Raw genomic sequence first — 12749 nt, 5'->3', positions numbered from 1 at the left:
ATCCAACAATAACTCATTACATGCTGGAGACAATATGACGCCTGCGCACAATAGCAGTATTGGCCGCGATGCACTCGAGGCAACCCATAGCGCGACTCGACCGCATATGCGATCGATCGCGGCTGGACTGGGAGGGAACCTGATTGAGTGGTACGACTTCCTGACGTACAGCATCTTCTCGATCTACTTTGCGAAGTCATTTTTCCCGAGCGACAAGCCCACTGTGCAATTGATGAACACCGCGGCAATTGCCGCCGTCGGCTATGTCGCTCGGCCGCTCGGTAGCTGGCTCGTGGGGTTGTGGGCTGACAAACACGGCCGAAAGTCAGCGCTAACGCGGTCGGTCGCTGCGATGTGTGTCGGCTCGCTGATGATTGCTCTTACGCCGGGCTATAGCGCTATCGGTGTATTCGCGCCGATCATCCTGATTGTCGCCCGGCTGCTGCAAGGTCTGAGCATGGGCGGTGAATACGGCACAAGCGCGACCTATCTGAGTGAAATTGCGCCGGCCAACCGGCGCGGTTTTTATCTGGGATTTCTACAGGTCAGCGTTGTCTCCGGACAGCTGGTCGCTCTCGCGCTCATGCTCGTCCTGCAGCACGCAATGTCGTCCGCGCAAATCGATGCGTGGGGCTGGCGGATTCCATTCTTCGTCGGCGGAGCGCTAGCTCTCTTCGCTTGGTACATGCGAAGGAACGTCGTGGAATCGGATGCTTTTCGTGCCAGCCAGCAGGAGGCTGCGCCGCCGATTTCGATGCAACTGCTGGCCCATTGGCGTCGAATTGCACTTGCAATTGGCATCACGGTCGGTGGAACGGTCGCCTTCTATACCTACACCGTGTATATGCAGAAGTACCTCGTTAACACGGTCGGACTATCGAAGGAAACATCGGCGCTCGCGTCGACTAGCGCCTTGCTGCTTTACATGTTCCTGCAGCCATTGTTCGGCTACGCATCCGATGTCTTCGGTCGACGTCCGGTGTTGATCTGCTTCGGACTTTCGACGACGCTGTTTTCCGTGCCTCTGTTCAACGCGTTAAGCGTGACCCATAGCCCATGGGTCGCATTCACGCTCGCGTTTGCTGGACTCGTGATGCTGAGCGGATTTACTTCGGTCCACATGTTGGCAAAGGCGGAAATGTTTCCCGTGCGCATCCGTGCGCTAGCAGTCGGATTGCCGTATGCGCTGACGACCGCCATTCTCGGTGGAACCACGGAATTTGTCGCGCTGCGGCTCAAAGCGATTGGACACGAACATTATTTTTACTGGTATGTATCCGTCTGGGCTGCGATCTCGCTAATCGTCTATGTCAAGATGCCCGAGACGCATGGAAACCGCCGGTGGACAAAACAGCCGTCGACAAAGGCAGCAGAATCGGTAAACCAATGAACATCAATCACTCTGTCATCGACGCGTTCACGCCTACGGGAAAGCTGCGCGCGTCGATCAATCTGGGAAATCCAATCCTCGCAAATCGCGATGCGGTGACAGGCGAAGTCACCGGCGTATCAGTCGATCTTGCGCGTGCGTTTGCGGAAAGGCTGTCGGTAAAGCTGGAACTGGCCGTCCACGATGCGGCCGGCAAATCCGTGGAGACGGTCAATGACGACCGTGCCGACATCGGCTTTTTTGCGCTTGATCCGGTACGTGGACAGGCAATCGCCTTCACTGCGGCCTACGTGCTGATCGAGGGCTTCTATCTCGTTCGCGAGACGTCGCCGATTGTGAGTAACAAAGACGTGGACAGACCCGGCATTCGCGTAGCAGTTGGCAAAGGTAGTGCTTATGACCTGTTCCTGTCGCGAGCGTTGAAGTCCGCAGAGATCGTCCGTGCTCCAACGTCGCCGGCGGTCGTTCAAACCTTCATTGAGCAGAATCTCGACGTTGCGGCCGGAGTCAAGCAGCAACTCGAGGCTGATGCCAGCGTCACGCCCGGCTTACGGCTGCTTGACGAGCGTTTCATGGTCATCCAGCAAGCGATGGGTACACCAAAGACGCGCGGCGCCGAAGCGGCGAAAGTGCTGTGCGACTTTGTCGAGGAAATGAAACGGTCCGGTTTCGTTGCTGCCGCCCTGAGCCGGCACGGAATAGTCGGCGCGCAGGTCGCACCGGCGTATCGAGCACTGTTTTCATAAGCATCTCCTTGAACGCCGTGGGTGGCCACGGCGTCAGGGCCGACCGGGTGCCTGAGTCGAGTCTGGAAGAATGTAGGCGCTCCTGATCAGGCAGGCACATCGAGACGCTACATTTGTGTATATAACTTCGGATGACACCCTGCTATTCTGTGTCGATTGCACGCTGCCCCTATCCGCAGGCGGCGAATTTCCTGATCGAGCGTCGTCATGAGATCGTCAGGCCTCAGGGTGCGCAAGTTCAGATCGGGGGCTCAGGAACGCGCGTTCCGGTGGGACTACGCACGGCGCTTCTCTGGACAGCGCAGACTCGCTATCGCAATCTTCACCGCGTTGTGGATCCTATTTTCCATCCGCGACTTCCCCCGGTTAAACGTACTCGATCCCGCCCATCTGCATCACAACGAGCTCATTCTGCTGCGAGTCGCCGCAGCGATCGGCATGGCGATTCCCGTGCTGTTCTGGACCCCGCGCGCACTCGATGAGCGTTGGGCCGTCGGGCTGCTCAGTGTCTGGACGATCAGTTGCTGGTTCGCCACCCTCAGAATGCTGCAGTTCTATCCGGGCGACCTTGGCTGGCGGGAAGTCTATCCGGTGCTGCTGTTTTCCCTTTTCCTGATATTCATGGCCTTTCGGCTTCGGGTCATCACGGCGGCCTGGCTAATGGGGATATGCGTCTGCAGCTATCTGGTCATGCTTTATTTCAAACCCGTCGGCGGGAGTGTCGAACTGCGCATGGAGTCGGTGGCTGCGCACGCCACGATGGTGCCGTTGATGGCTGTCGTCGGCGTGCTGCTCAGCATCCCGCTGGAACGTGCCGCGAGGCGCGAATTCATGTACCGGCGCACCTTGCGCGCGGCCAAGGCGCGCGTCGAAGCGGCCTCGCGCGCGGTCAACGAGCAGAACAGACGCATGCAAGAGCTCGTCAAGGAGAAAGAGCGATTCTTTTCGTCGGCGTATCACGACATCCAGCAGCCTCTCGCCGCAATCAATCTTTTCATTCGAAGCGCCCGGACGAGGATGAGGGACGGATACGCCGTGGATCGCGAGCTCGATGTCATCGAGGAGACCGCATCCGACATCCTCGAAATGTTCAAGGACATTCAGGACTACAGTGAACTGGGCTCATATGTTCCCCATGTCGTACCGGTCGATACCCACGGTCTATTGACCGAGGTCTTCGAGCAATATAGGGAGACGGCGCGATTGCGCGGCATCGATCTAAGAATCGCCGGGCGGCGAAGGTACCCGCCGTCCATCGAAACCGATCGATCGCTCTTCAAGCGGTCCGTATCGAATCTCGTATCGAACGCGATCAAGAACACCTCATCGGGTGGCGTTGTGCTTGGCTGGGTGCAACTGAATGAACGGCTGCGCGTCGATGTATGGGATACCGGCATCGGCATTGCGCCCGCCCATCGGGACGCGATCTTCTCCGAGTACTATCAGATCAACAATCCGGGGCGCGACCGTTCGAAAGGGCTGGGACTGGGGCTGTCGATTGTGCAGCGTGCGATCCATATCCTGCCGGGACACGGCATGAGTCTCGCCTCCGTGGAAGGGCGCGGATCGCGCTTTTCCCTTTACGCGACGGTTTCGACATCAACCCCGAGCGTCGGCGCTCATGTTCAGGGTGGCGACGTCTACACACCCGATCTCACTGGCACGTTCATGCTCCTATGCGACGATGACCCTACTGTCCTCGAAGGGTTGAGGCGTCTTTTCTCAAGCGCGGGCGCGCTCGTGTACGCCGCAGAGTCGATGGATGGATTCGAGGCCATCCTTGCCGATGACAGTCGCACTCCCGATCTCATCGTCGCCGATATTCGTCTGCGCGACGGAGCTACCGGCAAGGAGGTTGCGAATCGGATCAGGCGTCATTTCGCGTGGGCGGGCGTTATCCCCGTCGCATTCATCACCGGTGAGCTGCTGTCCGATCGGGTCCTTCGCGACTTCCCGGAACCGTTCGTACTATTGCGTAAGTCATCCCCCCCTAACGACCTGCTGGCGGACGTCAGCCGGTACATGAGCGCTCAGCGGAAGATGAAGCTCGATCTCGCGAAGGTTCAGTAACTGCAAGCGTCCTGCGCGCGGTGGTCCTGCTGGTACGCGTGTTACGCTTGATTCGTCTAATGATAGGCGAAAACCGCCACTTTTCAGGCGACGCCATATAGATCCACCGCCACTGTGTACTATCTGATCTGAAGACATCGGACGATCACGACCGGTTTAGCCATCCTCCGATGCGCAATCGCAGCTCGGCGCGAAGACAGTTCCAGGAGACGATGGAGTGCGCGTACTGATCGTCGACGACCATGAACTGTTCAGAGCCGGATTGGCGCTTCTACTCACGGAGCTCTTTCCGAACATCGAGTTGCTGCACGCGAGCACATTGTCCCAAGGCGTGGGTCATGCGCTTGGCGAGCTACTGAATATCGTTTTTCTCGATCTCGACCTACCCGACGGCAACGGTTTCAATGCGCTTGCCGAATTGAAAGCGTCGCGACCGTCGTTACCGGTAATCGTGATATCGGCCGACGAGCGAGTGGAAACGATCAGTCGATGCATCCAGCTTCGCGCCATGGGATACGTGCCCAAATCGTCGCCGCCTGAAGCGCTTCGTGCGGCGGTAAGCGCGGTGCTTGCCGGCGGCGTGTTCCTGCCAGCCGCCAGCATTGCCAGCCTCAGTCGTGATATGAACACTGACAAGGCTGCCGAAAATGGACCTGAGGATGCGCAGCCGCGAGTTAAATCCGAAACGAACTATGCATCCGAACTGGGACTCACACCGCGAGAGTTCGAAACCTTGGCGTGGCTGGTGCGCGGACTTCCGTCCAAGACGATTGCCCTGAGAATGGGGCTCGAAGACATTACGGTACGGAAATACATCAGTCATCTGCTTGCGCATTTCAATCTGCGGCGCCGTACCGAACTCATCGTCATGCTGGCGGATAGAGGGATCAAGCTCGGCGTCCCGCCGGTCACGGATCCGGTGCTTGACCGAAGCTTGCCGGCTGCCGGCGGACAATCAACCGACTGACTTCGGTCAGCCTGCTTTCCATCGATCGCGACCCGGCATGTCACCGGGATCGGCCGATCACAGTACCTACATCTTTCGCCGACCTTTGCTGTCCACCGCCTACACATGTGCGTTGCGACGGCCCTTCGCCTGATCAAGAATCAATATGACAGCAACGCCGAGGGGCATTCGTCGAATGCACCCGGAGCGGTTGCTCGTCGTGATGAGCTGAACCGGCCCTGACTCGTGCGCAACGCGAATAACGAATCGCACGAATGGAAAACTCAACGTAGATGAAGGAACCAACGTGAAATCTCCACTGATAGTCGCATCCGCTGTCGTGCTGCTTGTCATGGCCGGCGTTGCGCATTCGCAAGGCACACCGCAAGCCTCTCAACCCGCGCCCCAAGAAAACGCCGCTACACAAGCATCCGACCCGACTGCCGGGATGGAAGCATACGGCGGTACGCCCGACACACGGGTACAAGCTGGTGCAAAAAATGCCAGACCGTGCCGGATGGACCCACAATGCAACGTTTTTTTCGGCGGGAGCTAACCAAGGTCCGAGGGCACGAGAGCCATGCAACCCGTTGATGATGAAAAGGTGAAGAAATGAAAGTACAACCCTCGGCCGCAACCGTCGTGCTGTTCCTGCTCACCGCGGCCGGCGCGGCCGACGCTCAGGAGATGCAACCGTCAGACGTCACTAGCCAGTCATCCAGTCAGCAGCCAATCCCTTCCTCACAGCAGGCGATGCCGATGGGTGGCGGCAGTACATGGGACTCTGGAGCCCAACCGGGCGGACGAAACGGTTACGGCAAAACCCGAGACGGTCAACCGTGCGTAGTGGGCCTCTCCTGCGATATTTATCAGGGTAGTTAGCTGGGTGGCGATGCCGCGATAAGGCAGCTCGCAAATTGAAGCGACGGACACGATCGATAGAACAGTTGCCGAATGGGGGTCGAAAGCGGCATGGCACTGACCGGGGAAGCAGCCGGCCGACTGCGCGACAACGCCACGGGCAAGCGATCCACCACATAGGTGGCGTAAAACCTGGCCTGCTTCAATTTCAGTTATGGCCGGTTCCGAGTGGACCGGCCGTTGGAATGATGGCTTCGTGTGTTGCGCGAACGGCAACTATTGGCCGACCTTACGCGTTCGGCCCATTCACCGTGAGCCGCCGTTCAAAAGCTTGCACCCCAGGCCAGCGGCGGCTTAGTAGCGTCATTTCCCGGCGGTTGCAACCGGCGCCTTCGAGACACTCGACAGGGATGCGCCAATCGTCAACAATCAAAGCTTCGGTGCAGCCCGGATTGGTTCGTCACCGCCGTTTGTTCGTTCATGCTACGATCCCCGATGCCTGACTGACGTAGAGAAATCGGGCTTTGACTCACCCCGTGGTTAACTGCAAAAGACTTCGCTCGAACAATGTACGCAGCTGCCTGGCCTCCCTCGAAAACGCACTGAAAGCCTGTGTCGATGCAGTGATTGCATCCACTTTGGCATTCGTCCCGGACCTGTTGTGATAGGCAGTCCGGTGATGTTGCTCGAATCGACTTCTTGTATCCAGATTCGTGCGACTGCGTTTTCATGAGACCACAACATGCGTATTCTCAATACGATGGCGGCTCGCGCCATCCCGCTCGTTCCCCGTTCGCTAATCCGTAAAATCTCCCGCCGCTATATCGCTGGTGAAACGCTCTGCGATGCTCGCACGCGCATCCGCGCGCTCCACGCAGCAGGCTTCCGTACAACCGTCGATGTGCTGGGCGAGACTGCTTCGTCGTCCGAGCAGGCGGATTCGATGGCTCGCGACTATCTCAATCTCGTCGAAGCGCTAGGTGCAGAAAATCAACCCACCGAGCTATCGATAAAATTGACCGCCCTCGGACTGCATCTCGACGAAGACGCGTGCATGGCACGCGTCTCTATGGTTTTGCGAGCGGCAGCATCGCACGGAATCGGCGCGTGCATCGACATGGAAGACATCAGTTGCACTCAGAAAACGCTCGACGCGTTCCAGGAGTTCGAAGCCGACGGTTATCCAGTCGGGATCGCGCTGCAAGCCTATTTGACGCGCACGAATGACGACATCGTTCCCCTGCAGGCGCGCAAGAGCCGCATGCGAATTTGCAAGGGCATTTATGCAGAGTCAACCGAGCATCTCGTCGACGGTGCGTCGAGGGATCGGGCCGCGATCAATGCGCACTTCGTTCGGCACGTATCGAGCGCGATACGTGCGGGATCGTTTGTGGGCATCGCAACGCACGACGCACAATTGATCGATGCGTTGACCAGTTGGCTGCAACGCGAGCGAGTTGACCGCTCGCAATTCGAGTTTCAGATGTTGCTAGGCGTGTGCGAACCGCAGCGTGACGCCTTGCTTGCGCAAGGATTTCACGTCCGCGTTTATGTGCCATATGGTCATGACTGGTATGGCTACAGCACGCGGCGAATTAAGGAGAATCCGCGAATTGCCGGATATATCCTGGCTGCGATGATACGTAGCGCCCGGGCTCGCTAGCACTTACAGCAGGACCGGCGTCGGCCAGTACCTGCCACTGGCCGACCTTTCTATCGCCACGTTCAACTGTCCCATAGGCTTTCAAAATCGGGCGTTACAGATCCGTACATCGTGGACATAACCTGGGTCACTGGGTATTGGTACTGCCTGCCTGTGAGGGCACATCGCCAAGCCACCGCATGAATTCGCCTACATGCTGCGCCCAGAGGTCGGGACGCGTCATGGTGAAATGTCCCGGCGACGAAGACGTGCCCTTCTGCACCGCGTACCTGCCTTGCTGAAGCGTCGGAACAAGTCTCTCGAGGACTTGTAGCGTGTCGGGATTGAACTCGTCGTCGGAAAAATTCAGGGCGAAGAGTTTGGCCTTGATCCTCGAAAGCGCTGGCTCGGGATCGTAGCTGAATGACGACTTGAGTGAATACAGGATGTCGTTCGGATCGACGTGTTCGGCCTGAAAGCGGGCGGTCGCGAGGAACTTGTCCGCCGCCGCGCCGTCGGGAATTTCCTGCTGCAGCGCGGGCGCGCTGTCGATCATCATCCGCAGTACCCTGAAACCGTCGATCCAGCCGCGCGGCGTTTGCGTATAGTCCCCGTTCTTCCAGTCAGGATCGGAGCGGATCGCGTCGATCACCATACGCCGCCAGAGCAAATTGCGGCCCGAGACTGTAATCGGCAGCGAGACCACCGGCATCACGCCGTCCATCATGTCGGGATACGTCTCGGCCCATTGCCATGCGTTCATGCCACCCATCGACATACCCAGAATCGCATGCAGATGGCCGATGCCCAATGTTTCGGTCACCAGCTTGTGCTGGAGATCGACGATATCGCCGTAATCATAGTTCGGAAACTTCGCCTTCAGTCCGTCGCTAGGTTTGCTCGACTGGCCGTGGCCTACGTTGTCGGGAAAGATCAGATAGTAGCGGTTCGCGTCGAGCGGACGGCCCGGGTCGAACAGCGCCTTCGTGTAGGTGGGACTCAGCAGCGTGCGGCTGTCCGCCCCCGTCCAGTGCAAGACCAGGACGGCGTTGTCGACGGTCCCCTGCGCATTGCGATGCGGCGTGCCGAGCGTTGCGTAGTGAAGCCTCAACCGGGCCAGCGTCTCGCCGTCCCGGAATGTGTAATTGTCGAACCAGACATCGGCCTGAACAGCCGCCGGATTCACGCGCTGGTCCCACGGCGCAGCTGCATTGGCGGATGCGGCGGACGGTGCATTGGATTGGGCCGATGCGATACCCGCGAACATGGGGCCGAACGCCAGCAAGCCAAACAGCGCGCTGGCTGCGGCACGGGTACAACGAGACTTCATGATGATTTCCTTGCTTGGGTGGGAAAGGCGTGTGCGCCTCGATTCGGCTCATGCCATTACAGCAGCATGCTTACCTGGCGTTGGACAGGCCTGGCCGGCGACGCAGCAGGTCGAACGCCATGATGTGGCTCGCCCCCGAAATTCCGACGCCGTAGAACGGGATCAAGGCCATCGGCAGCGTCTGGATGCCGGACATGCGGGGATCGTTAAGCAGGAAGTAGGTCAACCCGGTACCAACTGCCACGACGAAATCGGCAAACCCGAACAGGTGGAACACCAGATACCGGTTGCGCGTTTTCGGCAGCAGCGTGACGCCGAGCGCCAGCAATCCTGCGATGAGGTCGCCCCATCCCGCGTTCCGCACGAAGGCCTCCGGCAGGAGGTCATGCGCGCCGTACCAGAAGAACACCAGCGCGGCCGCGATGCGCCAGATGTGGAATGCTGTCAGCGTCCGCAGCCCGACGGCCTCGATGTATGCGCGAAACCTTCTGGACAGTGCGTACACGACGACCGGCGCCGCGATTCCCAAAGCGATGAGACCGGCGAGCGACAGCGGGTAGACGGCACGATAGACACCCGCCTCGGCAGCGGCGGCAACAGCCAGTCCCCAGACGACCAGCACCCCCAGCAAAACGCGCGGCCCGCTGCTTTTTCCGATTTCAACTACCTGATTCATCGTCAATACCCATTAGTTAAACTAAATTGTTGGTCCGCTTGCGGCACCTTCTGGAGGCGATGTCGGAGCGTTACAGTTCGCCCTTTCTACCGTCTTCGGATAGTTTCAGAAGCGGCGTCGACCTGAACAGGTTTTCCGGTTGCATACGCTCCCAGAGGCTTCCCTTACCTTGCTGCCGGCCGCGCTCGTCTTCACGCCGGAGCCACTGTTCGACGGTCCGGACGCGGTTCGGATGGATTTCGTCGAGCAGCGCGTAGTCACGCTGGATCACGCCGTGTTTCCAGATGTTCCAGAACCCGGTGAAATTGTCTCGGAAGCTCATCGTGCTCTTGTCGTTCGGATCCGCGTTGTATCCGGCAGGCAGGCTCGCAGCCATCTTGAGCGGGCCGTTCCAGTACGTGTCCAGACCCGTGTCGATATAGCGTGCCGGATGCCCGGTCGCCTGCTCGAACGCCTCGGCCAGTTTGTGGTACTCGACCTGCTCGATCGCAACTTCGAGATCCATGCCGTTCGAGCGCTCGGGATGGTCGAACAGCCAGCGTGCGTAGTAGCCGCAATCGTCCAATGCGACGTGGGGCACAGAGCCGTTGCCGAGTGGCACGCGCCAGGTTAGCACGCCGTCCTCCACCATCGGCATCATTGGCGTCATGGCCGAAATCGCCATCTCCATGTACGGCCCTGTGGTGAATACGGCCGCGCCCATGCGGTCCCGGTTCGTCTGGTTCTGGAACAGGATCCATTCGCCTACGCGGCCTTTGCCGTCATAGTGGCCGGCGCGGAAGCGGGAGTCGTAGCCGGCTTTCTTGAGTGCGTAGTCGAGGTTGCCGTACACGAAGAACTTGATGCCTTCTTCCAGCGCGATTTCGTAGCAACGAATCGCCCAATAGATCTCCGTTTTCTCGCCGGTGTTGAATCCGTCGAGATTGATGTATGCCCCATCACAACCACGGAAGCCTTCCCGAAGGACGGCTTCGTCGGCGAATGTGCCTTTCACAATTGATACGTTGCCGAGTGCGAGCAACGCCTTGGCCCGCCGGGAATCTGGGTCCCGGCTCAAAGCCCGGACAGAATATTTGCCATCGGCGACGAGTGCGCTGACGACGGGCAGGCCTTGGGCGCCAGTGCCGCCAACGACGAAAATCCGGGACGCGGCGTGAGAAGTCATGGTTGTTTCCTCAAGTTGAGTTGAACGGGCATCCGGACCAGCAGCGTCCATCACCGGGCAGGCCACTAACTCTTATAATAAGAGTTAGTGGCCTGCCCGGCAAGTATTTTCCAGTTCCCGGAACAAGGACGAGCCCGTGCCGCCTCGTGGAATGGTTCTGCGTGGCCATCGCCACTCTTATAATGAGATTTACCCGGCGACAATCGTCGGACTATCAGGGACACAGCACATGCGTTCGAAGGGTTTTGACGGAATGGTCTGCTCGATCGCCGGAGCCATGGCGGCGATCGGTGACCGGTGGGGTTTGCTGATCCTGCGCGATCTCGTCCTCGGCCTCAGCCGATATGATGAGTTTCGCCAGTCGTCGGGCATCACCAACGCGACGCTCAGCGATCGACTCAAGCATCTGGAGGCCAATGGCCTCGTCGAGCGCAGACGCTATCAGGTAAATCCGGATCGATTTGAATATCGCTTGACCCGGAAGGGCTGGCAGATCGCTCCAGTGATGCCGGTGCTCGCCGAGATAGGGGACAACCTGGGCGTTTCCGGAGCGTCGGCGCCGCCGATGAAGTTCGTAAATCGGAATACCGGGGCTGAGGTGCGGTGGAGCTTTATCGATCAAGAGACAGGTGAGCAGCTCAGCGCCGCAGACGTGGCTATCACGGAAGGTCCCGGTGCAGACGATCTGCTCCGCTGGCGCTTGTCGCAAGGTGAGCACCGCCACCAGAAAGCATAAGGACAACGAGATCTCTCGCGATACACGTCGCTCCTATCGACGGCCCTTCGCCTGAGTGCATGAAGCTCCGAGCGGAGAGACTAGCCGGCTCAAAGGCAGTTACGCCCTCGGGACCGGCCGTTACGACTGCGCGGGTCCGAATGGCGGCTCAGGGTCGATAAGGGAAGATTTTTCACTATGTGAGCCCAAGGATCTTTGCCGGAATAGTAATCGCCCATATGCCATCCCGTTGACATTGCCTCTTCCGCGTCACTTGGTAGTTTTGTTACTGAAATCCTCCGAATCTTGCCGTGTTTCGATCGGATAGAACTATCCGTGTAAAGGGACAACCACGCGGGAATAGCTCCTCATCAGAGCCATTCCCGCGCAATGTATTTGATTCTTTGTTACTTGCCCGAATTCTCTGCTGCTTGCTCAATCAACTTCGCCACTTCCTTCGGGTGAGAGATGTACGCCACATGGCTCGAATTAAGCTCGATGGTCTTGCTACCGGCACGCTTCGCCATGAACCGTTCGAGGTCGGGATTGATGGCCCGGTCAGCAGTTGCGACAACTGCCCAGCTCGGCTTGGTTTTCCAGGCGGGTGTCGAGATGGGCGTTCCAAAGGACGCTGCTGCCGGCATAACCTGGGACACCGACATGAATTGTGCTTCAGCAGCCGGAACGTCTGCCGCAAAATCGGCGTGGAAGCTTGCCGGGTCCAGATATAGATAGCCATCAGCGGTCGCCTTGATTGCCTTGGAGGCTCCGGGCATTTTCCTGGCCAGATCCATTGCGCTTTCGCCCGCATCAGGCTGGAATGCGGCGACATAAACCAGTCCCGCAACCTTTGCATCGCTACCAGCTTCTGTGATCACAGCGCCACCGTAGCTGTGGCCAACAAGAATGCTCGGGCCGTCTTGTGCGTCAACGACTCGGCTTGTTGCCTTGACGTCGTCGGCGAAGGACGTTTCCGGTTCCTGAACGACGGTGACGTTATAGCCATCGCGCGTCAGGATCTTTGCGACCGCTTGCCAACCTGATCCATCCGCAAAGTAGCCATGAACGAGGACGACATTTCTGATCGGCGTTGCCATAGCAGCAGTTGACCCAAACACCGCGGTCGAAAGAGTGAGCGCGTTGGCGATACGGCTGAGGCGGGACGTCATTTTCATTTTTTATCTCTAGTTAATCAGGTTGGGTGAGGC

At 58.7% G+C, this 12749-nt stretch carries 11 protein-coding genes; 7 read left to right on the top strand and 4 right to left on the bottom strand.

Translation table 11 applies throughout. The annotated features are described in order from the left end of the window. Nucleotides 1–106: 106 nt before the first annotated feature. The 6 genes from AC57B6_RS37990 (at nucleotide 107) to AC57B6_RS37965 (ending at nucleotide 7676) form a co-directional block, all read left to right on the top strand. Nucleotides 107–1390 carry an MFS transporter gene (locus AC57B6_RS37990; protein ID WP_496423323.1) on the top strand — a complete coding sequence of 428 codons (1284 nt, stop codon included), beginning with the start codon at nucleotides 107–109 and terminating at the stop codon, nucleotides 1388–1390. Then, the gene (locus AC57B6_RS37985) at nucleotides 1387–2136 is read left to right on the top strand and encodes an ABC transporter substrate-binding protein (protein ID WP_496423322.1); all 750 of its coding nucleotides are present in this window, start codon (nucleotides 1387–1389) and stop codon (nucleotides 2134–2136) included. The genes AC57B6_RS37990 and AC57B6_RS37985 overlap by 4 nt, the downstream gene beginning before the upstream one ends. A 438-nt stretch (nucleotides 2137–2574) precedes the next feature. Continuing rightward, nucleotides 2575–4206, top strand: a complete 1632-nt coding sequence (locus tag AC57B6_RS37980; protein ID WP_496423270.1) for a hybrid sensor histidine kinase/response regulator — start codon at nucleotides 2575–2577, stop codon at nucleotides 4204–4206. Between the two features lie 217 nt (nucleotides 4207–4423). Next, nucleotides 4424–5173 carry a response regulator transcription factor gene (locus tag AC57B6_RS37975; RefSeq protein ID WP_030099726.1) on the top strand — a complete coding sequence of 250 codons (750 nt, stop codon included), beginning with the start codon at nucleotides 4424–4426 and terminating at the stop codon, nucleotides 5171–5173. 591 nt (nucleotides 5174–5764) lie between these two features. Continuing rightward, a complete protein-coding gene (locus AC57B6_RS37970) occupies nucleotides 5765–6034 on the top strand; it encodes a hypothetical protein (protein WP_178370827.1) in 270 nt (89 codons plus the stop codon). Between the two features lie 721 nt (nucleotides 6035–6755). Continuing rightward, nucleotides 6756–7676, top strand: coding sequence for a proline dehydrogenase family protein (locus tag AC57B6_RS37965; protein WP_496423269.1), 921 nt, complete (start codon nucleotides 6756–6758; stop codon nucleotides 7674–7676). A 127-nt stretch (nucleotides 7677–7803) separates the two neighbouring features. Here AC57B6_RS37965 and AC57B6_RS37960 read toward each other — a convergent pair whose 3' ends face one another. From AC57B6_RS37960 to AC57B6_RS37950, 3 genes are all read right to left on the bottom strand, one after another. After that, complete coding sequence (locus AC57B6_RS37960; protein WP_496423268.1) at nucleotides 7804–8985, bottom strand: alpha/beta fold hydrolase; 1182 nt, start codon at nucleotides 8983–8985, stop codon at nucleotides 7804–7806. Between the two features lie 70 nt (nucleotides 8986–9055). Beyond that, complete coding sequence (locus tag AC57B6_RS37955; RefSeq protein WP_496423267.1) at nucleotides 9056–9661, bottom strand: DUF8737 domain-containing protein; 606 nt, start codon at nucleotides 9659–9661, stop codon at nucleotides 9056–9058. 70 nt (nucleotides 9662–9731) lie between these two features. Continuing rightward, nucleotides 9732–10892 carry an NmrA family NAD(P)-binding protein gene (locus AC57B6_RS37950; protein ID WP_496423266.1) on the bottom strand — a complete coding sequence of 387 codons (1161 nt, stop codon included), beginning with the start codon at nucleotides 10890–10892 and terminating at the stop codon, nucleotides 9732–9734. Between the two features lie 163 nt (nucleotides 10893–11055). Between AC57B6_RS37950 and AC57B6_RS37945 the strand changes: the two genes are divergently transcribed. Next, a complete protein-coding gene (locus tag AC57B6_RS37945; RefSeq protein WP_028195132.1) occupies nucleotides 11056–11562 on the top strand; it encodes a winged helix-turn-helix transcriptional regulator in 507 nt (168 codons plus the stop codon). Nucleotides 11563–11948: 386 nt separating this feature from the next. Here AC57B6_RS37945 and AC57B6_RS37940 read toward each other — a convergent pair whose 3' ends face one another. Further along, nucleotides 11949–12716, bottom strand: coding sequence for an alpha/beta hydrolase (locus tag AC57B6_RS37940; RefSeq protein WP_496423265.1), 768 nt, complete (start codon nucleotides 12714–12716; stop codon nucleotides 11949–11951). Nucleotides 12717–12749: the final 33 nt, after the last annotated feature.

This window comes from Paraburkholderia sp. BGA-UO-ETr-F12, assembly GCF_059567945.1.
The sequence above is the reverse complement of the archived record's forward strand: the minus strand, read 5'-3'. Positions and strand labels throughout refer to the sequence as shown.